Here is a 26991-nt window from a genome sequence, read left to right as displayed (position 1 = left end):
ATAGCTACTACGCTGTTATTCAGCGCATCCCCCCCACAGGAGTCAGGCATGACCACGAGCAACTGGATGATCTACGGCGCCAACGGTTACACCGGCCACCTGCTGGCCGCCGAAGCGCAGCGCCAGGGCCTGACGCCTATTCTGGCCGGTCGCAACCCGGCGGCGGTGCATGCCCTGGGCAGCCTGCTCGGCCTGGAATGCCGGATTTTCGACATTGCCCAGCCCGAGCGTGCGCGCGAGGCACTGGCCGATGTAGCGCTGGTCGTCCACTGCGCCGGCCCTTTTTCCGCCACCAGCGCGCCGATGCTCGATGCCTGCCTGGCCAGCGCGACCCATTATGTCGATATCACCGGCGAGATCGGCGTGTTCGAAGCGGCTCACGGCCGTGACCGGCAAGCCCGGGAGGCCGGCCTGGTGGTCTGCCCCGGCGTTGGCTTCGACGTCATCCCCAGTGATTGCCTGGCGGCCTGCCTGCACCAGGCGCTGCCCGATGCCAGCCACCTGGCACTGGGTTTCGACACGGCCAGCGGGCTATCGCCGGGCACTGCCAAGACCCTGGTGGAAGGCTTCAAGTTGGGCGGCAAGGTACGCCGCGCGGGCATCATCACCGATGTGCCGCTGGGCTATAGGCGCCGCCAGATCGACTTCGGCCGCGGCGAAAAATCCGCAGTCAGCATTCCCTGGGGCGACGTGGCGACGGCCTATTATTCGACCGGCATCGACAACATCGAGGTCTATCTGTCTGCCCCGACCGCCCTGGCCATCGGCATGCGCCTGGTCGACCCGCTGCGCCCACTGCTCGGCCTGGATGGCGTCCAGCACTGGCTCAAGCGCCTGGTCGACAGGCGCGTTTCGGGCCCCGATCAGGCCAGCCGCGAACAGCAGCGCACCTGGCTGTGGGGCGAAGTACGCAACGCCGCCGGCCAGATGAAAACCGCCCACCTGGAAACGGCCAACGGCTATCAGGTGACCGTGCATGGCGCGCTACTGGCAGTCGGTCACCTCCTGGCCTACAGCGGCCCCGGCGGCTACTTCACCCCCTCCCGATTGTTCGGCGAACGCTGCGTGGAGCAACTGCCCGGCTCAGGCAAGATCATCATTGCCTGAATGCCCGGCTGGGTGGATTGCGCCCAGCCGGAGCGCAATCCGCCGTCCGCCAGCGTCAAGCACCGCATCGGTGCAAAGCGCGTGCACCCCGCCCTGAGCCACCCCCCCCCCGCCCTTCTGTTCCGTCGACGCGGTGCGCCTCTCGCCCCTGCGCAGCCAGGCAGGATGGCGGCTGCACGAGTGTGCCGCTGCTTATTTCTTACACCCGTCAAGTAATTCGCACGAATCTTGCAGAATATTCAACAGCCCTTTCACTGTGTAACCCTTCTACCCGCGGAGCCCCCGACATGCCATTACGCCTCAGACTCGCCCTCAGCTACCTGGCAATTGGCCTGATCCCGGTGCTCGCCATGGCTTTTACCGCCTACCACCAGGCCAGCCAGGCGCTGCAGGAACAGACCCTCAACGCCCTGGAGGCTGTCGCGAATATCAAACAGCGGCAATTGCTGGACAACTGGCAGTCACGGCACAACCAGCTCAGCACCCTGGCCAGCAACCTGGCCACCAGTTATCAAGGCCTGAACGATGCGGCACTGGTCAGCGCGGCCAACTACGACCGGCCGATCTTCGAGAACTTCATCAAGACCTTCGGTTTCAGTGAGCTGAAGCTGATCGACAGCGACGCCGGCGTGATCTTCAGCGTGCAGCGCGGCACCGACTATCAGCAGAACCTCAACGACGGCGCATGGCGCGACCTGCCCATGGCCCGGCTGGCCAAGGCCGCCCTGAGCAGTCAGCAGATACAGATCGGCGACCTGGTGATCAACCCGCAGAGCGGCGAACCCAGCCAGTTCCTGGCCGCGCCGATCATCGCCGACGGTGAGCTACTGGCCCTGCTGATGCTGGAGCTGCCAATCGCCCCGCTCAATCAGGTGATGCAGACCCGCCAGGGCCTCGGCGAAGCCGGAGAGACCTACCTGGTCGGGGCCGACGGCCTGCTGCGCTCCGACTCGGCACGCTTCGCCGAACAACGGGTCAGCCGCGACGAGCAGCCGGGCACGGCGCTCGCCGGCACGGCAATCACCCAGGCCCTGCAGGGCCAGCAGGGGCGCCTGGCCGAACCAGGCCTAAATGGCCAGGCGGCCTTCAAGGCGTTCGTACCGCTCGAATTTGGCGACCAGCACTGGGCATTGATCGCCGAGATGGACCAGTCACAGGCTTTTGCCGCGGTGCGCCAACTGATGTGGCAGATGCTGGTGCTCGGTCTGCTGACCATTGGCGCGGTAGCCCTGGCGACCTGGCTGGTCAGCCGGAGCGTGATGCGCCCCCTGGGCGGCGAGCCGAGCAGCATGGCGGCCCTGGCCCGCCGTCTGGCCGCGGGCGAGCTGCGCCTGCCCGCGCAGGCGCCCGGTCACAGTGGCCTGATGCAGGCCCTGCATGAAATGGCCGGGGCCTGGCGCACGGTGATCGAACAGCTGCGCCACGCCAGCCAGGCGGTCGGCGATGCCAGTGGCGATATCCTCGGCGCCGCCGGCCAGACCAGCAGCCGCCTCGACCAGCAGCAGGAAGCGCTGGAGATGGTGGTCAGTGCGGTCGACCAGATGGCCGCCACCGTGCAGGAGATCGCCGCCAATGCCAGCCAGAGCGCCGATGGCAGCGCCGCGGCGCGCGAGGCCTTCACCGCCATGCAGGTCACCCTGCAGCGCATGATCGGCCGTCAGGACCAGCTGCTCGCCGGCCTGCGCCAGGCCGACGGCGTGGTGCACACCCTGGCCGCCAGCAGCCAGCAGGTCGGTTCGGTGCTGGCGGTGATTCGCGGCATCGCCGAGCAGACCAACCTGCTCGCCCTCAATGCCGCCATCGAGGCAGCCCGTGCCGGCGAACAGGGTCGCGGCTTTGCCGTGGTCGCCGACGAGGTGCGCAGCCTGGCCCTGCGCACCCGTACCGCCACCGAAGAAATCGAGCAGACCATCGCCAGCATCGGTGCCTCGTCCAACGAGGCGCAGGGCTGCATGCAGGACTCGACCACCCAGGCCCGCGCCCTGGAGGAGCAGACCCAGGCCGTGCTCGGCTCGCTCGCTCACCTCGACGACTCGCTGCAGGGCGTGCATGCCCTGGCCTTTCAGATCGCCGCGGCCGCCGAGCAGCAGGCGGCGACCACCCAGGAGGTCAATCAGCACATGCATCGCCTGCACCAGATGACCGGGGAAAACCGCCAGACCGCAGCCCATACCCGCGACTGCGGCGAGCACCTGGAGAAAGTCGCCGGCAGCCAGCAGCAACTGGTGGCGCACTTCCAGCTCTAAACCGCGGGCGTCACCAGCCAGGCCTTCGTCGCCTGCCGCAGGTGGTGGGTCAGCGTCGCCATCAGTTCGCCGCCGTTGCGCCAGTGGTGCCAGTACAGCGGCACGTCCAGCGGCCGTCCCGGGAGGATTTCCTGCAGGGCACCGCTGGCCAGCGCCGGCTCGACCTGCAGCTCGGGCACCAGCCCCCAGCCCAGACCGGCACTGATCAAGCGCACGAAGCCCTCGGAGGACGGGCACAGGTGATGGGCGAAGCCACCCGCCACGCCCAACCCGGCCAGGTAGCGATGCTGCAACTGGTCATCCGGGCCGAACACGATCGCCGGCACCCGCGCCAGCTGCGCGGCCATCACGCCGTCCGGGAAGTGCCGGGCGATGAAGGCCGGACTGGCCAGCGCCCGATAGCGCATGGCGCCCAGCGCCAGCGAGCGGGCGCCGGCCAACGGACGTTCGGCGGCGCAGACGCAACCGGCCACCTCGCCGGCGCGCATGCGCTTGAGACCGACCTCCTGATCCTCCACCACCAGGTCCAGCAGGACCCGCTGCTCGGCGCAGAACTCGCCCAGCGCCGGCGCCCACCAAGTCGCCAGGCTGTCGGCATTGAGGGCGAGGCGCAGGCGCTCGGGCAAGCCGCCTTCGTCCAACGCCGGCACCTGCTCCTGCAGGTCGCGCTCGAGCAGGCGCACCTGCTGCACGTGGTTGAGCAGCCGGCGACCGATCTCGGTCGCCGTCGGCGGGGTCGCGCGCACCAGCACCGGCTGGCCGACCCGTGCCTCGAGCAGCTTGATCCGCTGCGACACCGCCGACTGGGACAGGCCGAGCACCTGGGCGGCGCGCTCGAAGCCGGCCTGCTCCACCACCGCCGCCAGGGCCGCCAGCAGCTTGTAGTCGAACAAATCAGTTCTCCTAATGTGCGATTAGCAATATTGCTTTTTCTTATACAGGCGAACCCCACAGACTGGCCACACCCAAACCACTGACCAGAGACTTCACCATGACCGGCGAGACCGCGCTCCCTACCCTGCTACGCAGCATGCAACCGGTGCTGAATGCCGGCGACTACGTGTTCTGCTGCCTGCAGGATCGCACCCAGCTGCAGGGGCTTCAGCCGCTCGGCAGCTTCCACGAACGCGAGGGGCTGACCGTGATCCTGCCGCGCCAGCAGGCCGAGCAACTGGGCCTGAGCTTCGACTACGTGGCCGCGTGGCTGACCCTCGAGGTGCATTCGGCGCTCAGCGCGGTGGGCCTCACCGCAGCGGTAGCCAGCGCCCTGGCCGAGGCCGGGATCAGCTGCAACGTGATCGCCGGTTATTACCACGATCACCTGTTCGTGGCCGCCGCCGATGGCCCCCGTGCCCAAGCACGGCTGCGCCAGTTGGCCGAACAAGGGGAGTGAGCGCCATGTGGCAGAGCTACAGCAATGGCTTGTTGGTCGCCGCCGGCCTGATCATCGCCCTCGGCGCGCAAAATGCCTTCGTCCTGGCGCAAAGCCTGCGCCGCGAACATCACCTGCCGGTGGCCTTGCTCTGCGTGGCCTGCGATGCCCTGCTGGTGACCGCCGGCGTATTCGGCCTGGCTGCGCTGCTGGCGCAGAACCCACTGCTGCTGGCTGTTGCCCGCTGGGGCGGCGCAGCCTTCCTGCTCTGGTATGGCGCTCAGGCCCTGCTGCGCGCTTGCCGGCCGCAGGGGCTCGAGCAAGCGGCAGAGGCCACCCCCAGTTCGCTGCGCACCGTGCTGCTGGCGACACTGGCGGTGACCCTGCTCAACCCCCATGTGTATCTCGACACCGTGCTGTTGATCGGCTCGCTCGGCGCCCAGCAACCTGTGCCCGGGGCCTACGCCATGGGCGCTGCCAGTGCCTCGCTGATCTGGTTCCTCAGCCTTGCGCTCGGCGCCGCCTGGCTGGCCCCGCAACTGGCACGACCGCTAACCTGGCGCCTGATCGATCTGGCCGTAGCCTTGATGATGTTTGCCATCGCCTGGCAGTTGCTGGCCGCTCCCGCCACTGCCTGAGTCAGGTGTCCGACAAGCCCGGGCGAGCTGTTCCAGACGGGTTTCCCACACAGTTCCCGCGTGGTTAAGCCGCGGACCCAGTGCTATGATTCTGGGTTCGCGGCGCAAAGAGATAACACCCGCCGCAATATGGCCGCCCGTGATCGGCCTCGCGAACACCGCACCTGACCTGACCTGATGAGGAGATCAACCATGGCTTTCGAATTGCCGCCACTGCCGTACGCACATGACGCTCTGCAGCCGCATATTTCCCAGGAAACCCTGGAATACCACCACGACAAGCACCACAACACCTATGTCGTGAACCTGAACAACCTGGTGCCTGGCACCGAGTTCGAAGGCAAAACCCTGGAAGAGATCGTCAAGACCTCTTCGGGCGGCATCTTCAACAACGCCGCTCAAGTCTGGAACCACACGTTCTACTGGAACTGCATGAAGCCCAACGGTGGCGGTCAACCGACCGGCGCCCTGGCCGACGCAATCAACGCGGCCTTCGGTTCCTTCGACAAGTTCAAAGAAGAGTTCAGCAAAGTATCCATCGGCACCTTCGGTTCCGGCTGGGGCTGGCTGGTGAAGAAAGCCGACGGTTCCCTGGCCCTGGCCAGCACCATCGGCGCCGGCAACCCGCTGACCAGCGGCGACACCCCGCTGCTGACCTGCGACGTTTGGGAACACGCCTACTACATCGACTACCGCAACATGCGGCCGAAGTATGTCGAAGCGTTCTGGAACCTGGTCAACTGGGACTTCGTAGCCAACAACTACGCCGCCTGAGACCTGCCATTGGCTGGTCCTCAGGGTCCACGCCAGTAGCAAAAAAGCCCGGCTTCGCGCCGGGCTTTTACTTTCCAGGGTGCCCCCCCGCGAGAGCCGATGGCCGTGCCGCCCGCACCTCGCCCTTACTACAAGAGCAGGATCCAAGCCGGACTCGACATGCGGAGCAGTGGTCTGTGCAACAAATCAGCAGATACCGCTCAAGTATTCTGCCCTGCGCACCGACATACTGGAGAGACTGCAAACACTATGGCGCAACCGTGCCAGCGCGGTTCACCCGATAAACTGCTGGGTATTGATGTAATGGCCCTTTGACGGCAACCGCTAGTTTGCTAATACTCACAGCGGTCTGACGCCTCTGGCATCGAACAAGGAACCGCCATTTGAAGCTGGAACTCAAGCACAGCCTGTCTCTGAAGCTGCTACGTGTAGTGCTGCTTTCGGCGCTTGCCGTTGGGGTAGTATTGAGCTGCGCGCAGATTGTCTTCGATGCGTACAAGACCCGTCAGGCGGTGACCAACGATGCCCAGCGCATTCTCGGCATGTTTCGCGACCCCTCGACCCAGGCGGTTTACAGCCTGGATCGCGAAATGGGCATGCAGGTCATCGAAGGCCTGTTCCAGCATGAGTCGGTCCGGCTGGCGTCCATCGGCCATCCCAACGAACCAATGCTTGCGGAAAAATCCCGCGACCTGACGCCACTGCCCACCCGCTGGCTGACCGACCCGATCCTCGGCCAGGAACAGAACTTCACCACCAAGCTGGTGGGCCGCGGCCCCTACAGCGAGTATTACGGCGACCTCAGCATTACCCTCGACACCGCGCGCTACGGCGAGAGTTTCATCACCAGCTCGGTGGTCATCTTCATTGCCGGGGTGCTCCGCGCGCTGGCCATGGGCCTGGTGCTGTACCTGGTCTACCACTGGCTGTTGACCAAACCCCTGTCGAAAATCATCGAGCACCTCAGCCAGATCAACCCGGATCGACCCAGCGCACACAAGCTGCCGATGCTTGCCGGCAACGAGAAAAACGAACTGGGCCTGTGGATCAACACGGCCAATCAGTTGCTCTCATCCATCGAGCGCAACACTCACCTGCGCCGCGAAGCGGAAAACAGCCTGCTGCGCATGGCCCAGTACGACTTCCTCACTGGCCTGCCGAACCGCCAGCAACTGCAACAGCAACTCGACCAGATCCTCCATGATGCCGGCCGCCTGCAGCGCCGGGTTGCCATACTCTGCGTCGGCCTGGACGATTTCAAGGGCATCAACGAACAGTTCAGCTACCAGACCGGCGACCAGTTACTTCTGGCGCTGTCCGACCGCCTGCGCAGCCACAGCGGTCGCCTCGGCGCCCTGGCCCGCCTGGGTGGTGACCAGTTCGCCCTGGTGCAAGCCGACATCGAGCAGCCCTATGAGGCCGCCGAGCTGGCGCAAAGCATCCTCGACGACCTGGAGCGTCCTTTCATGCTCGACCAGCAGGAAGTGCGCCTGCGCGCCACCATCGGCATCACCCTGTTCCCGGAAGACGGCGACAGCACCGAGAAGCTGCTGCAGAAAGCCGAACAGACCATGACCCTGGCCAAGAGCCGCTCACGCAATCGCTACCAGTTTTATATTGCCAGCGTCGACAGCGAAATGCGCCGCCGCCGCGAGCTGGAGAAGGACCTGCGCGAAGCCCTGGCCCTCAACCAACTGTTCATGGTGTATCAACCCCAGGTGGACTACCGCGATCACCGCATAGTCGGGGTCGAGGCGCTGCTGCGCTGGCAACATCCGCAGCACGGCCTGGTGCCACCGGACCTGTTCATCCCGCTGGCCGAGCAGAATGGCACCATCATCGCAATCGGCGAATGGGTTCTCGACCAGGCCTGCCGGCAACTGCGCGAATGGCACGATCAGGGCTTCAGCGAGCTGCGCATGGCGATCAACCTGTCCACCGTGCAGTTGCATCACGCCGAACTGCCGCGGGTGGTCAACAACCTGATGCAAGTCTATCGCCTGCCACCGCGCAGCCTGGAACTGGAAGTCACCGAAACCGGCCTGATGGAAGACATCACCACCGCCGCCCAGCACCTGCTGAGCCTGCGCCGCTCCGGTGCCCTGATCGCGATTGACGACTTCGGCACCGGCTACTCCTCGCTGAGTTACCTGAAAAGCCTGCCGCTGGACAAGATCAAGATCGACAAGAGCTTCGTCCAGGACCTGCTCGACGACGAAGACGACGCCACCATCGTGCGGGCCATCATCCAGCTCGGCAAGAGCCTGGGCATGCAGGTGATCGCCGAGGGCGTGGAAACGCTCGAGCAAGAGACCTATATCATTGCCCAGGGCTGCAACGAAGGTCAGGGCTACTTCTACAGCAAACCGCTGCCGGCCCGCGAACTGCTGCTCTTTCTCAAGCAGTCCCGGCGCCTCAACCAGGCCGTCACCACCCCGGCCACCCTGTAGACACGGGCTCTAGGCTGGGCCGAGCGACGATCCGCCTTGGCCCAGCGTAGCGGTCCGCGGCAGGTGCAGGCCTGCTAGAGCACCCTCACCCCAAGCAACCAGGCCGTCGCCAAAGCGCCAACCAGGCAGAGCGCGGCGGCGCCGGCCGCCTGCCAATAGAAATGCCGCGCCAGTTCGTCTTCGCCGGCATTGGCCAGGATGAACGGCCGCGACTCGGCAGGCTTGCCCAGATGGTGCTGCGCCGGCTGCGCACTCTCCTGATGGTGCCGGTCTTCGGCCTCCAGTTGCGCGGCCAGACGCACGCGGCTCCACTCCTGCTCGTCCAGCTGACCGTTGCGGTCACTGTCGAAACGCTGCAACAGGCCGCTGAATTCGCCCTTCCACTCACGGATCACCGCACTCTGCGCCGCCTCCAGATCACGGGCCTGGCGACCGCCGCCACTGCTGCGAAAATCGCCGATGGCGTACAGTGGCTGGCCGACCTGCAAGCGCTCCTCGCTGTAGCGATAACGCTTGCCGCTGCCCAGCCAGCCGAGCACCCCACGCGTGGCTGACACCATCGGGTGGCGCAGGTTGCCTTGCCAGACTTCGCGGATTGCCGGACGCACCTCGGCGCCGCACGGATCGATCAGGCAGTCGCCGGTGCCATCGTTCAAGCGCAGCCAGGCTTCGCTGCTAGCACTCTCGACCACCCGCCAACTGCGTTTCTTGCCGCTGGACTGGTACTCCTCGATCTTGAACCGCCACCACAGGCAGGCTTTTCCGGTCAGTGGCGCACGCAGCTGCGCCTCGGCCGACTCGGCCAGCACGCCATAGAATTCGGCATAGCCTTGGGCTGCCGAGCGGACCTTCGAGGTCGGCGTGTCCAGTAGATGGCGTGCCTGGGACCAGCGCTTCAGGCTCCACCAGGCGCCACCGAGAGTCGTGCCGCCGCTGAACAGCAGGCTGAGCAACAGCCCTTCGAACTCCACGGCTTAACTGAACAGCGACTTGAGATCGACGTCAGCCTTCTGCGCATCGCTGAACTCCAGCAACTCGCCCGCCTTGAAGGCAAAGCCCCGGGCGATCAATACGTCGGGAAACTGCTCGATGCGCACATTGTTCAGGTTGACCGCCTCGTTATACAGCTCACGGCGGTCGGCGATGCCGTTCTCCAGGCCGCTGATGCGCAGCTGCAGGTGCTGAAAACTGTCATTGGCCTTCAATTGCGGGTAGTTCTCGGCCAGTGCAAACAGCTGGCCGAGACCAACACGCAGACCACTCTCGGCCTTGCCCAGGGCAGCAAGATCATGCTGCTCGCGGGCGCTGGCGACGGCGTTGCGCGCGGCAATCACCCGCTCCAGGGTACGGCCCTCGTACTGCATGTACTGCTTGCAGGTTTCCACCAGCTTGGGCAGCTCTTCGTGGCGTTGCTTGAGCAACACATCGATATTCGCCCAGGCCTTGCTCAGGCCGTGCTTCAAACGCACCAGGGCGTTGTAGAGAATCACCGCGTAGGCGGCGATAAGTAGCAGGATCACGAGGACGGCAACGGTGGTTAGACTCATGCGGCTTGCTCCATAACGGCGGCCATGACTGCGAGGGATGCTGGCATTCTAACGGCATCGGCCTGCCCAGACAGAGATGCTGCGCACGAGTTTATGCGATTTAATCGCAATAACCCTTTGCGCATAATGCAAATCTTTCGCATTATGGTGCAGCTTTGCGTACGCATCCGCGTACAGCTCTCATCTCTATGCAAAGGATTTCGTCATGATTCGTATGCCCCTGGCTTCCGCCGGCTTGCTGGCCATCGCTATCTCCCTCGCCGGCTGCGGCGAAGACAAGGCACCTGGCAGCCATGCTCCAGCAGCTGTCGCCAGCACCCCGGTAGCCGCGGCCAACCACTTCGACGAAGTCGCTGCCGGCGCCGTGGTCAGCCACTATGCCGACCTGGCCCTGGCTGTCTTCAGCGACGCGGCCAGCACCGGCAAGGCGCTGCAGACCGCGATCGACGCGCTGCTCGCCAACCCGACTGACGCCACCCTGCAAGCCGCCCGCGATGCCTGGCTGGCTGCACGGGTGCCCTACATGCAGTCCGAAGTCTTCCGCTTCGGCAATGCCGTGGTCGACGACTGGGAAGGCCAGCTCAATGCCTGGCCGCTGGACGAAGGTCTGATCGATTACGTGGCGGCCGACTACCAGTCGGCCCTGGGCAACCCGGGCGCCACTGCCAACATCATCGCCAACACACAGATCCAGGTTGGTGAGGACATGCTCGACGTCACGACGATCACCCCGCAACTGCTCGCCAGCCTGAACGAACTGGGCGGTTCCGAAGCCAACGTCGCCACCGGCTACCACGCCATCGAGTTCATGCTCTGGGGCCAGGATCTGAATGGCAGCAACCCGGGTGCCGGCGAACGCCCAGCCACCGACTTCGTGGTCGGCGAAGGTGCCACTGGTGGCAGCAACGAGCGCCGCCGCGCCTTCATCAAGGCGGCCAGCGACCTGCTGGTCAGCGACCTGGACGAGATGGTCGAGCAATGGCAGGCCGGCGTCGCGGACAACTACCGCGCCAGCCTGCTTGCCGAATCGGCCGAGAGCGGCCTACGCAAGATGCTCTTCGGCATGGGCAGCCTGTCCCTGGGCGAACTGGCGGGTGAGCGCATGAAGGTCGCCCTGGAAGCCAACTCCACCGAAGACGAGCAAGACTGCTTCAGCGATAACACCCACAACTCGCACTTCTACGATGGCAAAGGCATTCGTAACGTTTACCTGGGCGAATACCTCAAGAGCGACGGCACAACCCTGACCGGCCCGAGCCTGTCCGCGCTGGTGGCCAAGATCGACGTCCAGGCCGACAGCACGCTCAAGGCCGACCTCGCAACGACCGAAGCCAAGTTGCAGGCCCTGGTCGACAGCGCCAGCAACGGCCAGCACTTTGATCAACTGATCGCGGCCGACAACACCGCCGGCCAGCAGATCGTGCGCGACGCCATCGGCACCCTGGTCAAGCAGACCGCCTCGATCGAGCAGGTCGCGGGCAAGCTGGGCCTCGACGATCTCAACCCGGACACTGCCGACCACAGCTTCTAGGTCTATCAGACGGCCCGGGCGATCGCACGATCACCCGGGTCGTTCGGCCTGCGACTTTTCGCCACCAACGCTAACGCAAATCCGTCTTATTTAATCTCTGGCAGCCTGCTAAGCTTGCCTGCCTGATTTTCCTGCCATGGACTCCCGTCGATGCGAGCCCCGCTCCCTCACCTGCTCCTAGGCCTTTTCCTCGGCCTGGCAGGCTGTGATCAGTCACCCCGCTTTACCCAGGCCGAACCAGCGGAAGCGCTGTCGGCCGGCAATGCCACCGTGTTCCAACACGGGCAGAATGCCTTCTCCATGCCCTCGGCCAACCTGTCGCCCTCGCGCCGCCTGGACTTCAGCGTCGGCAACAGCTTTTTCCGCAATCCCTGGGTGACAGCCCCGGCGACCACCACCGCGCGCGACGGCCTGGGGCCGCTGTTCAACACCAACGCCTGCCAGAACTGCCACATCAAGGACGGCCGCGGTCACCCCCCGGCGCCGGATGCCGTTAGCGCCGTCTCCATGCTGGTGCGCCTCTCGCTACCGGCGGGCAACCAGCACGCCGAAATCATCAAGCGCTTGGGCGTTCTGGCCGAACCGACCTACGGCGGTCAACTGCAAGACATGGCCAATCCCGGCGTCGCCCCCGAGGGCAAAGTGCGGGTCAGCTACAACCTGCACAGCCTGTACCTGGCCGATGGCAGCGCCATCGAGCTGCGCCAGCCGCAACTGGAGATCAGCCAGCTCGGTTACGGCCCGCTGCATGCCGACACCCGCTTCTCCGCCCGCATCGCCCCGCCGATGATCGGCCTGGGCTTGCTCGAAGCCATCCCCGAGGCGGCAATCCTGGCCAATGCCGACCCGGACGACAGCAATGGTGACGGCATCTCCGGGCGCGCCAACCGGGTGTGGGACGATGCCCTGGAGCAAACCGTACTCGGTCGCTTCGGCTGGAAGGCCGGGCAACCAACACTCAACCAGCAGAATGCCCACGCCTTCGCCGGCGACATGGGCCTGACCAGTTCATTGCTGGCCGCCGACGACTGCATGCCAGCGCAAAGCGACTGCCGCAGCGCCAACAACGGCGGCGAACCGGACGTCAGCGACAGCATTCTCGCCAGTGTGCTGTTCTACAGCCGCAACCTGGGGGTGCCGGCGCGGCGCGATGTCGAGGCGCCTGCGGTACTCGAGGGCAAGAGCCTGTTCCACCAGGCGGGTTGTCAGCGCTGCCACAGTCCACAATTCACCACCGCCGGCGATGCTGCCGAGCCGGAGTTGGCCAACCAGCTGATTCGCCCCTACACCGACCTGCTGCTACACGACATGGGGGAAGGTTTGGCGGATAACCGTCGCGAGTTTCTCGCCACTGGGCAAGAATGGCGCACCCCGCCGCTATGGGGCATAGGCCTCACAGCAAGGGTAAGCGGCCATACGCAGTACCTCCACGACGGCCGTGCGCGCAACCTGCTGGAGGCGATAGCCTGGCACGGCGGCGAAGCCGAGACGGCCAAGCAGCAAGTACTGACCTTTTCCGCCCAGCAGCGTGCCGCGCTGCTGGCTTTCTTGAATTCGCTGTAAGAGGGTGTTTGCACAAGTAGCGAGCGCTGGCCGGGCTGATTGCAACGCAGCAGGGCCAAGCGCAGTACTGTGTAAACACTCACTAAGGAGCTGTGCATGATCCGTTCGCCCCTCACCCTCGCCTTGCTCAGCCTGGCCCTCGCCGCCTGCTCACCCGCAGATCCGCAGCAGGGTGTCAGCAGCGCCCTGGCCAACGGCGTACTGCTGCCGGCCTACGGCAGCTGGAGCGAGGCCAATAGCCAGTTGGCCAGCAGCGGCCGGGCCTTCTGCGCCGACCAGCAAACCCTGAGCGAGGCCCGCCAGGCCTTCCTCACGGCGCAAAGTGCCTGGGCCAGCCTGCAGCCGCTGCTGATCGGCCCGCTGGCCGAGGGCAACCGTGCCTGGCAGGTACAGTTCTGGCCGGACAAGAAGAATCTGGTGGCGCGCCAGGTCGAAGCACTGCTCAAGAACAAACCCAAGCTGACGCCCGCCGACCTGGATAAATCCAGCGTGGTGGTCCAAGGCCTGACCGCTTACGAATACCTGATGTACGACTCGGCCATCGACCTCGGCAACGCCGAACAGAAGGCCCGCTACTGCCCACTCTTGGTCGCCATCGGTCAACACCAGCAAGCCCTGGCCGCTGACGTACTCGATCGCTGGCAAGCCGAGGACGGCATGGCCGCGCAACTGCACGGCTTTCCCAACGAGCGCTACGCCGAGCCTGCCGAAGCCGTAGCCGAGCTGCTGCGCACCCAGGTCAACGCCATCGATGGCCTGAAAAAGAAACTCGGCACCCCCCTCGGCCGACAGAGCAAAGGCCAGCCGCAGCCGTATCAGGCCGAGGCGTGGCGCAGCAAGGCCAGCCTGGCTAACCTGGCAGCCGGCCTGGCCAGCGCCGAACGCATCTGGCGCGGTGCCGAGCAGGACGGCGTGCAAGCCCTGCTGAGCGCTGATCAGTCGCCCCTGCAGCAACGCATCGACGCCGCCTACAGCGATACCCGCCAACGCCTGGCCGCCCTGCAACGCCCACTCGGCGAACTGCTCGCCGACCCGGCCGGGCGTAGCGAGCTGAACGCACTGTACGACAGCCTCAACGCCTTGCACCGCCTGCATGAAACCGAGCTGGCGAAAGCCCTCGGTATCCAGATGGGTTTCAACTCCCACGATGGCGACTAGGAGATGCCCCTGATGAAGCGCAGAGCCTTTCTCGGCCTGACCGGCGCTACCCTGGCCGTCACCGCTGCAGCTGCCGGCGCCTTCGCCGGCTGGACCCTGAGCGATAACGGCGCGCAGCCACTGCTGCTGTCGGCGCGCAACGATGCCGCCGGCAAACACTTTGCAGTGGGCTATCGCCTGGACGGCAGCCAGGCATTCGCCACCCAGGTCAGCGAGCGCTGTCACGATGTGGTGCCACACCCCTGCCTGCCGCTGGCACTGTTCGTCGGCCGCCGGCCCAGCCCCCAGAGCTACCTGATCGATACCCGCGACGGCCGCCTGTTGCAAACCCTGCACACACCGGCACAACGGCACTTCTTCGGCCATGCGGTATTCCACAAAGACGGTGAGTGGCTGTACACCACCGAGAACGACACCAGCGATCCCGGCCGCGGGGTGATTGGCGTCTATCGCCTGCAGGCTCTGCAGCTGCAACGCACTGGCGAACTCTCGAGTCACGGCCTGGGCCCGCACCAACTGCTCTGGCTGGCCGATGGCGAAACCCTGGTGGTGGCCAACGGCGGTATCCGCACCGAAGCCGACAGTCGGGTGGAAATGAACCTCGACACCATGGAGTCCAGCCTGGTCCTGCTCCAGCGCGACGGCACCCTGCTCAGCAAGGAGCAGCTGCCAGAACGCAAGAACAGCGTGCGTCACCTCGCCGTCGCCAGCGACGGCACGGTGGTCAGCGGCCAGCAATACATGGGCGACCCCGGCGACGCGGCGCCACTGCTGGCGATCAAGCGCCCCGGGCAAGCCTTCCAGCCCTTCCCCCTGGCCGAGGCGCAGCGCCTGGAAATGAACCAATACACCGCCAGCCTGGCGATCAACAACGAGCTGCGCCTTCTGGCCCTGACCGCGCCGCGCGGCAACCGGGTATTCATCTGGGATCTGGACAGTGCCGAGCTGCGCCTGGACGCAGCACTACCCGACTGCGCCGGGGTCGGCGCGGTGCCCGAGGGCTTTGTGGTCAGCGCGGGCATTGGCCGCTGTCGCCACTACGATTGTCGCGGCGAGCGCATTCTGACTCAGCCGCTGCAACTGCCGGCAGGCCTGTGGGATAACCACCTGCGCCTGACTTAACCGGCGGCTTTGATCAGCACCCGAAATCAGACGCGGCTGGCGCTCAAGAATAGCCGCGCGATGCCGACACCTGACTAACAGAATCCGCGCCGCGTTTACCGCACATGCCAGTCACATCGCCTCGATATCCTGACAGCCCGGACCCTGACTTCTTTGGCACGACAAGGCTTAGAGCATGTTAAAAAAATCACTACGCGCCCAGATCCTCACCCTCCTGGGTAGCAGCCTGCTGCTGGTTCTGCTGGTCGCACTGGCCAGCTTCAGCTTCCTCTCCAATGGCATTGACGCTTACCGCGGGCTGATCAACGGACCTCTGCACGCCTCCCGGCTGGTGGACAGCGCCAACCTTGAATTCAAAACCCAGGTTCAGGAGTGGAAGAACGTACTGTTGCGCGGCAAGAACCCGGCCGACCTGGATAAATACTGGGGACGCTTCCAGGCTCAGGAAAATACGGTTCAGGATCTGCTGGGGCAACTGCTGGAGGTCGCCGAGCGCCAGCAGATTGCCGGATTGACAGGCCAAGTCGGGCAACTGCGCAACGAACACCAGAGCATGGGACGTGCCTACCGCCAGGGCTATGACGCCTTTGTCGCGGCGGGTGCCGACCCGGTCGCGGGCGATGCCGCAGTCAAAGGCATCGACCGGGCGGCCAGCGAGCAGATGAGCGCATTGGTGCAACAACTTGGCGAGCAAGGCCTGACCCAGGCGGCGACGATCAGCGCCGCCGCCGATCGCACCCTGCAGATCGGTTTGGCACTGATGCTGCTGTCCAGCCTGGCGGTCGGATTGTTCAGCCTGTGGCTGGTCAACCGCAGCCTGGTCAACCCGATTCGCGAGCTGATCGAGTACATTACCCAGCTCAGCCACGGCAACTTCGGCCAGCCGGTCGATAGCCGCCGTCACGACGAGCTCGGCCACCTGGCCGTGGCCGCCAACACCTTGCGCGATTTTCTCGCCGACACCTTCGCCCGCCTGCAGCGCAGCACCGCCAATCTGGATAGCGCCAGCGGCGACCTGAACACCATCGCGACCCTGATGGCCCAAGGCACCCGCGATCAATTCTCGCGCACCGACCAGGTGGCCACGGCGATGCACCAGATGTCCGCCACCGCCCAGGAAGTAGCACGTCACGCTGCCGAAGCCGCAAACGCGGCGGACGACGCCGACCGCTCCGCGCAACAGGGCGGACAGGTCATGCAGTCGACGATCACGTCCATCACCGCGATGCGCGGCGAGATTGCCAACACCGCCGAGGTGCTCCGTCGCCTGGAAACTGACAGCGGCCGTATCGGCAAGGTCCTCGAAGTGATCCGCGGCATTGCCGAGCAGACCAACCTGCTCGCCCTCAACGCCGCCATCGAGGCCGCTCGCGCAGGCGAAGCCGGGCGTGGCTTCGCCGTGGTCGCCGATGAAGTGCGCACCCTGGCCCAGCGCACCGCCGAATCCACCGCCGAGATCCACCAGATCATCGATACGGTGCAAAACGGCGCGGTGAATGCCGTGCGCGCCATCGAGAGTGGCCAGAGTCGCAGTGACGAAGGCGTCGAACAGGTGACCGAAGCCGGCGTCATGCTGCAGCGCATCACCCAGGCGGTGGAAGCGATCCGCGACATGAATCGGCAGATCGCCACGGCCGCCGAGGAGCAGACCTCGGTGGCCGAAGATATCTCGCGCAACCTCACCGAGATCACCGCAATCGCCACCACCAACCAGGAAAATGTCCAGCGCACCGAAGCCGCCAGCCAGAACCTCAATGCGCTATCCAGTCAACTCAGCGAAGTCAGCCAACGCCTGAGCGCCTAACCCCCGTTTTTGCCCCGCTCGCGGGGCAAAAACGCCGGCGCTCGCCGGTATTCGGCTCGCCCCCTCACAAGCCCAGGTCTCGACCGTGCGACCAGGCGCGGCATGCTCAAACACCTGCTATGCAACGCACTTCAACAGCCAGGAAATGCCTGGCTGCTGATTGCAAAAATCGCCGTTTTGACTTGTTTCGGCCGGAGTACTAAGGTGCCCTCTAGCCTATTACCAGATCCAATCTGCCTCGCCAAGGAACCGGCATATGTTGCTCCGCCGCATGCTGATCATGCTGGGCGTGGTTGCCCTTGGGGTGCTCGTCCTAGCCGCCTATAAAGGCCTGGCCATCTACCAGGAAGTCCAGCAATTTGCCGCCCCGCGGCCGCCGATCAGCGTCAATGCAGCAGCAGCCGTCGAGCGGCCCTGGCAGCGCCGTCTATCGGCCATAGGTACGCTGAGGGCATTTCAGGGTATCGAACTGACTGTCGAAGTCGCGGGCATCGCGCGCGATGTGCTGTTCCAATCCGGCGAGAAGGTCAGTCTCGAGCAACCACTGATCCAGCTGGACAACGACGTGGAGCGGGCCAGCCTGGGCACCGCCCAGGCCGAACGGGGCCTGGCACGGGTCGAGTACCAACGCGGCCGCAACCTGGTCAACCGCCAGGCCATTTCCAGGAGCGAGTTTGATCGGCTCTCCGCCGATCTGCAGAAAGCCAACGCCAGCGTCGCCCAACTGCAAGCCACCCTGGCCAAGAAGCGCATCCTCGCGCCATTCGCCGGCACTATCGGCATCCGCCAGATCGACGTCGGCGACTACCTGGAGTCCGGCACCACTATTGCCACCCTGCAGGACCTGTCGACCCTGTTCGTCGATTTCTTCCTGCCGGAACAGAACGTGCCGCAACTGGCTATCGGCCAACGCGTGCGCGTCCAGGTAGCGGCCTATCCCGACGAGGTGTTCGAGGGGCGGATCGACGCGATCAACCCCAAGGTCGAGGCGACCACGCGCAACCTGCTGGTGCGCGCCCGGCTGGTTAACCCGGACGAGAAGCTGCTGCCCGGCATGTTCGCCAACCTGCAGGTGCTGCTCGGCGACGAGACGCCGCAGGTGCTGGTACCGGAAACCGCCATCACCTTCACCCTGTACGGCAACTCGGTGTACGTGATCGAAGCGCCGCCTGCCGACGAAACCAGCCCGGCCAACCCTGCCGACGGCCAACCGATCCTGCAGGTCGAGCGCCGCTTCGTCGAGACGGGCGAACGCCGTGAAGGCCGGGTGGTGATTCTCAAGGGCCTGCAGGCCGGCGAACGAGTGGTCAGCGCCGGCCAGCTCAAGCTGGATAACGGCGCCCGCGTAGTGATCGTCGCCGAGGCCGGCGAAACCGCCGAATAGCACACTCCAGCCAGCCGCGCAGAGCGCGGCTGGCGTAAAGGAACTGCCCCATGGCTTTAACCGATCCCTTTATCCGTCGCCCGGTGCTGGCGACCGTGGTCAGCCTGCTAATCATCCTGCTGGGCCTGCAGGCCTTCGACAAATTGACCATCCGCCAGTACCCGGAGTTGGAAAACGCCCTGATCACGGTCACCACCGCCTACCCGGGCGCCAACGCCGAGACCATCCAGGGCTACATCACCCAGCCCCTGCAACAGAGCCTGGCCAGCGCCGAAGGCATCGACTACATGACCTCGGTGAGCAGGCAGAATGTCTCGACCGTGTCCATCTACGCGCGCATCGGCGCTGACAGCGACCGTCTGTTCACCGAGCTGCTGGCCAAGGCCAACGAGGTGAAGAACCGGCTGCCGCAGGACGCCGAAGACCCGGTGCTGAGCAAGCAGGCGGCCGACGCCTCGGCGCTGATGTACATCAGCTTCTTCAGTGATGAACTGTCCAACCCACAGATCACCGACTACCTGTCGCGGGTCATCCAGCCCAAGCTCGCGACTCTGCCAGGCATGGCCGAAGCGGAAATCCTCGGCAATCAGGTGTTCGCCATGCGCCTGTGGCTCGACCCGCTGAAGATGGCCGCCTATCAACTGACTGCCAGTGACGTCAACGCGGCGGTGCGCCAGTACAACTTCCTCGCCGCCGCTGGCGAAGTGCAGGGCGAATACGTGGTCACCAGCATCAATGCCGAAACCGACCTGAAATCCCCCGATGCCTTCGCCGCCATCCCGCTGAAAACCATCGGCGACAGCCGGGTGCTACTCGGCGATGTGGCACGGGTGGAGATGGGGGCACAGAGCTACGACGCGATCAGCTCCTTCGATGGAACGCCCTCGGTCTATATCGCCATCAAGGGCACGCCGAGCGCCAACCCGCTGGACGTGATCAAGGAAGTGCGCAAGATCATGCCCGAGCTTGAGGCGCAGCTACCGCCCAGCCTCAAGGTGTCCATCGCCTACGACGCCACCCTGTTCATCCAGGTGTCCATCGATGAGGTGGTGAAAACGCTGCTGGAGGCGGTGCTGATCGTCATCGTCGTGGTGTTCCTGTTCCTCGGAGCGCTGCGCTCGGTGCTGATCCCGGTGATCACTATTCCGCTGTCGATGATCGGCGTGCTGTTCTTCATGCAACTGATGGGCTACTCGATCAACCTGCTGACCTTGCTGGCCATGGTGCTGGCCATCGGCCTGGTGGTGGACGACGCCATTGTCGTGGTGGAGAACATCCACCGGCATATCGAGCAGGGCAAGACGCCCTTCGCAGCCGCCATCGAGGGCGCCCGCGAGATAGCCATGCCGGTGGTGTCGATGACCATCACCCTGGCGGCGGTCTATGCCCCGATCGGCTTCCTCGAAGGCCTGACCGGGGCCCTGTTCAAGGAGTTCGCCCTGACCCTGGCTGGCGCGGTGATCATCTCCGGCATCGTCGCCCTCACCCTGTCGCCGATGATGTGCGCCAAGCTGCTGCGCCACGACGAAAACCCCAGCGGCCTGGCCCATCGTCTCGATGTGCTGTTCGCGCGGCTCAAGCAGCGCTACCAACACACCCTGCACGGCACCCTGAACACTCGTCCGGTGGTGCTGATGTTCGCCCTGATCGTACTGTGCCTGATTCCGTTGCTGTTGATGTTCACCAAGAGCGAGCTGGCGCCCGACGAAGACCGCGGTATCGTCTTCCTCATCAGCAACGCACCGCAACCGACCAACCTGCAGTACCTGAATCGCTATACCGATGAGTTCGTCGAGATTTTCCAGGAGTTCCCCGAGTACTACTCCTCGTTCCAGATCAACGGGTTCAACGGTGTGCAATCGGGTATCGGCGGTTTCTTGCTGACCCCCTGGAACGAGCGCGACCGCACCCAGATGGAGATCCTGCCGCAGGTGCAGGCGCGCCTGAGCCAGATCGCCGGCCTGCAGATCTTCGGTTTCAACCTGCCATCCCTGCCGGGTACCGGTAGCGGTTTGCCCTTTCAGTTCGTGATCAATACGCCGAACGATTACGAGTCGCTGCTGCAGGTCACCGAGCGGGTCAAGCAACGCGCCCTGGCCTCCGGCAAGTTCGCCTTCCTCGACATCGACCTGGCCTTCGACAAGCCCGAGCTGGTGGTCGACATCGACCGCGCCAAGGCGGCGCAGATGGGCGTGTCCATGGAGGATATCGGCTTGGCCCTGGCGACCCTGCTCGGCGAGGGCGAGATCAACCGTTTCACCATCGAGGGCCGCAGCTACAAGGTGATCGCCCAGGTCGAGCGCGCCTACCGCGATAACCCGGCCTGGCTCGGCAGCTATCAGGTCAAGAGCGAAAGTGGCGAGATGCTGCCGTTATCGACCCTGATCATGGTGAGCGACCGTGCGCGCCCAACCCAGCTGAACCAGTTCCAGCAACTCAACTCGGCGATCATCCAGGGCATGCCTATCGTCAGCATGGGCGAAGCGATCGACACCGTGCAGCAGATCATGGCCGAGGAGGCTCCGGCCGGTTTCGCCGCCGACTATGCCGGTGCTGCACGCCAGTTCATTCAGGAGGGCAGTGCCCTGTATGCCACCTTCGGCCTGGCCCTGGCGCTGATCTTTCTGGTACTGGCGGCACAGTTCGAGAGTTTCCGCGATCCGCTGGTGATCCTGGTGACGGTGCCGCTGTCGATCTGTGGCGCGCTGATCCCGCTGTTCCTCGGTTTCTCCAGCATGAACATCTACACCCAGGTGGGTCTGGTGACGCTGATCGGGCTGATCACCAAGCACGGCATTCTGATCGTCGAGTTCGCCAACCAGCTGCGCCGCAGCCAGGGCATGTCGCGCCGCGCCGCGGTCGAGGAGGCTGCGGCAATTCGCCTGCGGCCGGTGCTGATGACCACCGCAGCGATGGTCTTCGCCATGATTCCGCTGATCTTCGCCACCGGCGCCGGCGCGGTGAGTCGTTTCGACATCGGCTTGGTGATAGCCACCGGCATGACGGTCGGCACCCTGTTCACCCTGTTCGTCCTGCCCTGCGTCTACAGCGTGCTGGCCAAGCCGGACGCAGAGCCGACGACGCTACCGGCAACCGTGACCGGGGGCGCAAACCGGGGATGATAGCCGGGCATTGGCAATGGTGGGCTGGCGCTGGCACCACCACAGTGACAACAAGCCAATTGAACAGCCAGACGACCAAGTCAACCGAAAAAAATGCCGTGCCCTCGACTCGAGTGCACGGCATTGGCATGGCCGGAGGATTTGTCAGGCGGACCGCTTGCTCACTTCTGCCCGGCCAGGCTCTGCGACAGGCTGAACATGAACAGCAGCAAATCCTTATCCGGAGCGAGCTGTTGCGTCGTCATGCTGGCGTTGCGGGGCAGCGGGCAGTGCTCCGGGCCACCGGCACTACCCAGCATGAGTGGGCCCGGCTCATGCCAGGCGGCCGCAGCCAATGAAGCCACGCCCAGCGCCGCGATGAGAAAAAAACCTCTAGCAATTTCTAACTTCATAACCGCAACCCCTTGATAGCGCTGCCAAACGCTTGCTGGTAAAGGTAGACCAATCGCTCCCAATCACCAGCACGCCACGACGAATGGCGTTGAAGCTGCAGCATGTCGTGACGGGCGGCCTGCAACTTGCTGATACGCCGCCGGCTTTTCTCCAGATCCAACAAGGCCGTCTCAACCTCGACCCGCTCGCCCACCTGCTCGACTCGCACGAACAGATGCTTTTGATAGAGGGAACCATGCTGCCAGCCCGCCCGATGAAAGCGCGCCAGCATATCGGCCACTTGCGCCAGCAGTTGCTCGTTCACCGCCACGCCGAAACGCTCACGGCCACCCTCGGCATACCAGTGATCGAGCTGCTGAAAACCCTTGAGTTCCTCCGTCACCAACAAACCACGCCAGCGCCCGGCAGCATCGCGCTGCACGTCGCAATAGAACAGGTTCGCCGCCTTGACGCCAAGCCGCGGCAGGGCCAACAAGGCGTCGCGCTCTCGCAACACCGTGGGTCGTCCAAAGGGGTAGCGCAGGCTGCGATAGAAGTGCCCGACCTGGCGCTTGGCATAGAGCACTCGGCCATTGTCCTGATACAGACGTTGCACGCCGCTCTCGCCACCACGCCGATGATTCGGCTCTTCGACCCATTCACCCTGCTGTTGCCACCACGTTTCGAACGCCAGCGCTGCTGTCATTTCATCCGCCTGTAAGCCTAATCTCAACCTGACCGCACGTGGCCAGCAGCCCTGGCCGGTCACCGTCAGTAACGAATCACAGGGTAACTATGTAACCCTCACCCATCTCTGCACGCCACCGCCCATAGCCGACACGGCCCAAGCTGCATGGCGGCGGCGACCAGTAGCGCCGCCTGGTTTACACCCAGACTGAAACTTGCAGCAATTTCCGCACCATAGAAAGCTTCGGTGTGCGCCAGGCGTGGAACCGCGCCGCTCGGACGCGCGTTTTTGCATGGCACCGCTGCCCATCCAGGCGATGAAACCCGGTAAGCAACCGGCCACGCCAGCGCCGATCGGCATGCGCAGATAAGCAGGGGCATAGGCACGACAAATCATCGGCCGCGAACCCGCCATGATCAGCACAACCGACTTTATCTGGCGCATAAAAAAACCCGCGCCGAGGCGCGGGTTTTTTCAAGGACTGCCGGGAAGCAGGCTGGCTTACATCATGCCGCCCATGCCACCCATGCCGCCCATGCCGCCCATGTCCGGCATGCCGCCGCCGGCTGCCTTGTCGTCGACGACCTCGGCGATCATCGCTTCGGTGGTGATCATCAGGCTGGCGATCGAGGAAGCCGCCTGCAACGCCGAACGGGTCACCTTGGCCGGATCGAGAATACCCATCTCGATCATGTCGCCGTACTCGCCGGTGGCTGCGTTGTAACCGAAGTTACCCGAACCTTGCTTGACCTTGTCGACCACTACGCTCGGCTCGTCGCCGGAGTTGGCAACGATCTGGCGTAGCGGCGCTTCGACGGCGCGACGCAGCAGAGCAATACCAACGTCCTGGTCGGCATTATCGCCTTTCAGCTCGCTGATGGACTGCAGCGCGCGTACCAGGGCAACACCGCCGCCAGGTACAACGCCTTCTTCAACGGCTGCACGGGTGGCGTGCAGGGCGTCTTCAACGCGGGCTTTCTTCTCTTTCATTTCTACTTCGGAACCGGCGCCGACCTTGATCACGGCAACACCGCCAGCCAGTTTGGCCAGACGCTCTTGCAGCTTCTCTTTGTCGTAGTCGGACGAGGTGTCTTCGACCTGCTTGCGGATCTGGGCAACACGCGCCTGGATATCGGCTTGCACGCCAGCGCCGTCGATGACGGTGGTGTTTTCCTTGCTGAGGATGACGCGCTTGGCATTACCCAGGTGTTCCAGGGTGGCGCTTTCCAGGCTCAGACCAACTTCTTCGCTGATCACGGTACCGCCGGTGAGGATGGCGATGTCCTGCAGCATGGCCTTGCGACGATCGCCGAAGCCCGGTGCCTTGACGGCAGCAACCTTGACGATACCGCGCATGTTGTTCACTACCAGAGTCGCCAGGGCTTCGCCTTCAACGTCTTCGGCAACGATCAGCAGCGGACGGCCGGCTTTAGCCACGGCTTCCAGTACTGGCAGCATTTCGCGGATGTTGGAGATCTTCTTGTCGACCAGCAGGATCAACGGGCCGTCGAGTTCGGCGACCATGGTGTCCGGCTTGTTGATGAAGTACGGCGACAGGTAGCCACGGTCGAACTGCATGCCTTCTACAACCGACAGTTCGTTTTCCAGGCCCGAGCCTTCTTCAACGGTGATCACGCCTTCTTTACCGACTTTGCCCATGGCTTCGGCAATGATGTCGCCGATGGAGCTGTCGGAGTTGGCGGAGATGGTACCGACCTGAGCAATGGCCTTGCTGTCGGAGCACGGCTTGGATTGAGCCTTCAGCTGAGCAACGATGGCGATGGTCGCCTTGTCGATGCCGCGCTTCAGGTCCATCGGGTTCATGCCGGCAGCGACGGCCTTCAGGCCTTCGTTGACGATCGACTGAGCCAGTACGGTGGCGGTGGTGGTGCCGTCGCCAGCGTCATCGTTGGCACGCGAAGCCACGTCTTTGACCAGCTGGGCGCCCATGTTCTCGAAGCGATCTTTCAGCTCGATTTCTTTGGCAACGGAAACGCCGTCCTTGGTGATGGTCGGAGCGCCGAAGCTCTTCTCGATGATCACGTTACGGCCTTTTGGCCCGAGGGTCGCTTTAACGGCATCAGCCAGGACGTTTACACCGGCGAGCATTTTCTTGCGAGCGGAGTCGCCGAACTTAACTTCTTTAGCAGCCATGATGGATATTCCTCAAAATTCGTTTTGGTGGAGCGCAATACGTTGTGGCGGAGACGGCAATCAGGCTTCGACAACGGCCAGGATTTCGCTCTCGCTCATGACCAACAGCTCTTCGCCATCGACCTTGATGGCGTTGCTGCCGGAGTAAGGACCAAACACCACTTTGTCACCGACCTTGACGGCCAGCGGGCGCACTTCACCGTTGTCCAGCACGCGGCCGGTGCCTACGGCGACGATTTCGCCCTGGTTTGGCTTCTCGGCAGCGGAACCCGGCAGCACAATGCCGCCTGCGGTTTTGGTTTCTTCTTCGCTGCGACGGATCACGACGCGGTCATGCAAAGGACGAAGCTTCATTGTCGATCTCTCCCAAATAGTTATTTACATCGGCTGGCGTTCACACCAGCAGGTTGGCAAAGTCCGGCGGAGCCGGTTGCGCTGCACCGAAGTGCGACGCGGAAGTCTGTTCTGCCGAAACCAGCAGAAAACCTTGCGGTGACCGCTACATAAGGGCGCACAAGGGGATTTCAAGGGTCAGCGATGTTTTTTTTGCTGTCGAGGGACGCCAGCGACGCTGTATCGACACTGACCAGGCAAGCGAAAATGCCAGGCACAGGGCAGCGTCCAGCCCTTGCCGTGCGACTGGATCCAGTACCAACCTGTCAGTCGTGACGCTTGTACTCACCTTCCAGCACATTTGGCTGACTGGCACCCGGCCGCGCCTGCCCGGAGCGTGCCGCCAGATCATCGGCAAAGGCCCGCTGACGCATGGCTTGCTCGGCCGCCCGCAGGCGAATCTTGTTGACCAGCAAGCGCCGAATGAAGGGGATCAGGCACAGCGCACCGAATATGTCGCTGATAAAACCCGGTAACAGCAACAGGCCGCCACCCACGGCAATCAGCAAGCCTTCGAGCATTTCCTGCTCGGGCAACTCGCCGCGCGCCAGCTTCTCGCGCGCGCGCCAGGCGGTGGCCAGTCCGGCAACGCGCAGCAGAATGCCGCCCGCAATGGCCGTACCGATAACCAGCAACACCGTCGGCAGTGCGCCAATCGCACTGCCGACCTGGATCAGTAGCGTCAGCTCGATGATCGGGAACAACAAGAACAAAAACAGAAAAACACGCATCAAGGATTCCTTAACGGAAGAACGGCTTCCAATAAGTTAGAAGTATGGGGCATTGCGCTGAATTCAAGCGGAAACGGCACCACCGGTCGGCCAGACTTCTGCCCGAGCCAGCTGCACAAAGGCCTGGCGCACCTCGCCGGGGGTGTTGCAGGGTGCGGGGAAGGCCAGCCAATACACGCTTTGGCCAATGCGCAGGTGGAAACCTTCACTGTCGATGCCCACCAGTTCGGCCGGCACCTGGGCCGGCAGACCGGCCAGCGCGACATAATGGCCGATGGCACTGGCATGGTCACTGTTCATGTGTTCCAGCATGTCCTGCTCGCGGGCACCCGCATTGTCTGTCGCCGCAAACGGGTTGCTCAGTGCTACTTGCGCCAGCCAGTGGATCGCGCCGAATCCGCCGATGTAGCGCCAGCGCACTGGCTCCAGCACCCAGAAGTCGAAATCGTGGGCGCGGTGATAGTTCTGCGATTCTGGAAAATAGCGGTAATAACGCCGAGCGGCCGCTTCGACTGCATCCTGGTCACACAATTGTCGTGCTTCGGCGAGTAGCGTAAGGCGACCGACGGCCTGCACGTCCGCGGCGCCACGCTCACCGACAAACAGCGAGCACTTGGCGTCCTGCCTGAGGTTATGGGTGTGCTGGGCAATACGGCTAATCAGGATCAGAGGCAGGCCCTGAGCGTCCAGGCAGTAGGGCACCACTGATCCGAAAGGAAAGCCCGGCATGGCCTTCGAATGAGTCGAGAGCACCCCTCGGTATTCCTTGAGAAGCAATTCTCGGGCATGCTTAGCGGCTTTCACGCTCACCTTATGACTCCTTGCAAAGAATCCG

At 64.0% G+C, this 26991-nt stretch carries 22 protein-coding genes; 13 read left to right on the top strand and 9 right to left on the bottom strand.

What is annotated here, in order from left to right:
• The first annotated feature begins 48 nt into the window (after window positions 1-48).
• Window positions 49-1107, top strand: a complete 1059-nt coding sequence (locus PH586_RS02770; protein ID WP_271346232.1) for a saccharopine dehydrogenase family protein — start codon at window positions 49-51, stop codon at window positions 1105-1107.
• A gap of 287 nt (window positions 1108-1394) precedes the next feature.
• A complete protein-coding gene (locus tag PH586_RS02765; protein ID WP_271346231.1) occupies window positions 1395-3353 on the top strand; it encodes a methyl-accepting chemotaxis protein in 1959 nt (652 codons plus the stop codon).
• On the opposite strand, the gene PH586_RS02760 is transcribed toward PH586_RS02765, so the two are convergent.
• Window positions 3350-4246 (bottom strand): LysR family transcriptional regulator ArgP, encoded by an 897-nt coding sequence (locus tag PH586_RS02760; RefSeq protein ID WP_271346230.1) that lies wholly within the window; start codon window positions 4244-4246, stop codon window positions 3350-3352. The two genes, PH586_RS02765 and PH586_RS02760, sit on opposite strands and share 4 nt — an antisense overlap.
• Window positions 4247-4344: 98 nt before the next feature.
• On the opposite strand from PH586_RS02760, the gene PH586_RS02755 reads away from it, so the two are divergent.
• The 4 genes from PH586_RS02755 (at window position 4345) to PH586_RS02740 (ending at window position 8587) form a co-directional block, all read left to right on the top strand.
• On the top strand, window positions 4345-4746 hold the full coding sequence (locus PH586_RS02755) for an ACT domain-containing protein (protein ID WP_271346229.1): 402 nt from the start codon (window positions 4345-4347) through the stop codon (window positions 4744-4746).
• Window positions 4747-4751: 5 nt separating this feature from the next.
• Window positions 4752-5363: a LysE/ArgO family amino acid transporter gene (locus PH586_RS02750; protein WP_271346228.1), complete on the top strand. Its 612-nt coding sequence runs from the start codon at window positions 4752-4754 to the stop codon at window positions 5361-5363.
• A gap of 192 nt (window positions 5364-5555) precedes the next feature.
• Complete coding sequence (locus PH586_RS02745; RefSeq protein ID WP_238039871.1) at window positions 5556-6137, top strand: superoxide dismutase; 582 nt, start codon at window positions 5556-5558, stop codon at window positions 6135-6137.
• Window positions 6138-6520: 383 nt separating this feature from the next.
• On the top strand, window positions 6521-8587 hold the full coding sequence (locus tag PH586_RS02740; RefSeq protein ID WP_271346227.1) for a putative bifunctional diguanylate cyclase/phosphodiesterase: 2067 nt from the start codon (window positions 6521-6523) through the stop codon (window positions 8585-8587).
• Between the two features lie 74 nt (window positions 8588-8661).
• Here the strand turns inward: PH586_RS02740 and PH586_RS02735 are convergent, their stop codons facing one another.
• Together PH586_RS02735 and PH586_RS02730 are read right to left on the bottom strand one after the other, a co-directional pair.
• Window positions 8662-9558 carry a GIDE domain-containing protein gene (locus PH586_RS02735; RefSeq protein WP_271346226.1) on the bottom strand — a complete coding sequence of 299 codons (897 nt, stop codon included), beginning with the start codon at window positions 9556-9558 and terminating at the stop codon, window positions 8662-8664.
• 3 nt (window positions 9559-9561) lie between these two features.
• The gene (locus tag PH586_RS02730; RefSeq protein ID WP_271346225.1) at window positions 9562-10134 is read right to left on the bottom strand and encodes a LemA family protein; all 573 of its coding nucleotides are present in this window, start codon (window positions 10132-10134) and stop codon (window positions 9562-9564) included.
• A 205-nt stretch (window positions 10135-10339) separates the two neighbouring features.
• Between PH586_RS02730 and PH586_RS02725 the strand changes: the two genes are divergently transcribed.
• The 7 genes from PH586_RS02725 to PH586_RS02695 all read left to right on the top strand — a co-directional run bounded on the left by PH586_RS02725 (window position 10340) and on the right by PH586_RS02695 (window position 21818).
• Window positions 10340-11665: an imelysin family protein gene (locus PH586_RS02725; protein ID WP_271346224.1), complete on the top strand. Its 1326-nt coding sequence runs from the start codon at window positions 10340-10342 to the stop codon at window positions 11663-11665.
• A gap of 150 nt (window positions 11666-11815) precedes the next feature.
• A complete protein-coding gene (locus PH586_RS02720; protein WP_271346223.1) occupies window positions 11816-13228 on the top strand; it encodes a di-heme oxidoreductase family protein in 1413 nt (470 codons plus the stop codon).
• Between the two features lie 96 nt (window positions 13229-13324).
• Window positions 13325-14386 carry an imelysin family protein gene (locus PH586_RS02715; RefSeq protein ID WP_271346222.1) on the top strand — a complete coding sequence of 354 codons (1062 nt, stop codon included), beginning with the start codon at window positions 13325-13327 and terminating at the stop codon, window positions 14384-14386.
• A gap of 12 nt (window positions 14387-14398) precedes the next feature.
• A complete protein-coding gene (locus PH586_RS02710; RefSeq protein WP_271346221.1) occupies window positions 14399-15508 on the top strand; it encodes a DUF1513 domain-containing protein in 1110 nt (369 codons plus the stop codon).
• A 175-nt stretch (window positions 15509-15683) separates the two neighbouring features.
• Window positions 15684-17312, top strand: coding sequence for a methyl-accepting chemotaxis protein (locus tag PH586_RS02705; RefSeq protein ID WP_271346220.1), 1629 nt, complete (start codon window positions 15684-15686; stop codon window positions 17310-17312).
• A 256-nt stretch (window positions 17313-17568) separates the two neighbouring features.
• Window positions 17569-18696 carry an efflux RND transporter periplasmic adaptor subunit gene (locus PH586_RS02700; protein ID WP_271346219.1) on the top strand — a complete coding sequence of 376 codons (1128 nt, stop codon included), beginning with the start codon at window positions 17569-17571 and terminating at the stop codon, window positions 18694-18696.
• Window positions 18697-18746: 50 nt separating this feature from the next.
• Window positions 18747-21818 carry a multidrug efflux RND transporter permease subunit gene (locus PH586_RS02695; RefSeq protein WP_271346218.1) on the top strand — a complete coding sequence of 1024 codons (3072 nt, stop codon included), beginning with the start codon at window positions 18747-18749 and terminating at the stop codon, window positions 21816-21818.
• Window positions 21819-21979: 161 nt separating this feature from the next.
• Here the strand turns inward: PH586_RS02695 and PH586_RS02690 are convergent, their stop codons facing one another.
• From PH586_RS02690 to PH586_RS02665, 6 genes are all read right to left on the bottom strand, one after another.
• Complete coding sequence (locus PH586_RS02690) at window positions 21980-22210, bottom strand: hypothetical protein (protein ID WP_271346217.1); 231 nt, start codon at window positions 22208-22210, stop codon at window positions 21980-21982.
• The gene (locus PH586_RS02685; RefSeq protein WP_271346216.1) at window positions 22207-22896 is read right to left on the bottom strand and encodes a lipopolysaccharide kinase InaA family protein; all 690 of its coding nucleotides are present in this window, start codon (window positions 22894-22896) and stop codon (window positions 22207-22209) included. Before PH586_RS02685 ends, PH586_RS02690 begins: the two co-directional genes overlap by 4 nt.
• Before the next feature lie 483 nt (window positions 22897-23379).
• Entirely contained in the window at window positions 23380-25032 is a 1653-nt protein-coding gene (groL, locus tag PH586_RS02680) for a chaperonin GroEL (protein WP_271346215.1), read from the bottom strand.
• Window positions 25033-25092: 60 nt separating this feature from the next.
• Window positions 25093-25386, bottom strand: a complete 294-nt coding sequence (locus tag PH586_RS02675) for a co-chaperone GroES (RefSeq protein ID WP_079203065.1) — start codon at window positions 25384-25386, stop codon at window positions 25093-25095.
• A 305-nt stretch (window positions 25387-25691) separates the two neighbouring features.
• A complete protein-coding gene (locus PH586_RS02670) occupies window positions 25692-26156 on the bottom strand; it encodes an FxsA family protein (RefSeq protein ID WP_271346214.1) in 465 nt (154 codons plus the stop codon).
• A 63-nt stretch (window positions 26157-26219) separates the two neighbouring features.
• A complete protein-coding gene (locus tag PH586_RS02665) occupies window positions 26220-26966 on the bottom strand; it encodes a HugZ family pyridoxamine 5'-phosphate oxidase (RefSeq protein ID WP_271346213.1) in 747 nt (248 codons plus the stop codon).
• Between the last annotated feature and the right edge of the window lie 25 nt (window positions 26967-26991).

It is taken from the genome of Pseudomonas aestuarii, from assembly GCF_027988105.1.
In the GTDB taxonomy this organism is placed as follows: domain Bacteria; phylum Pseudomonadota; class Gammaproteobacteria; order Pseudomonadales; family Pseudomonadaceae; genus Aquipseudomonas; species Aquipseudomonas aestuarii.
Note: the sequence above shows the minus strand (reverse complement) of the source record. Positions and strands in the feature narration are given on the sequence as shown.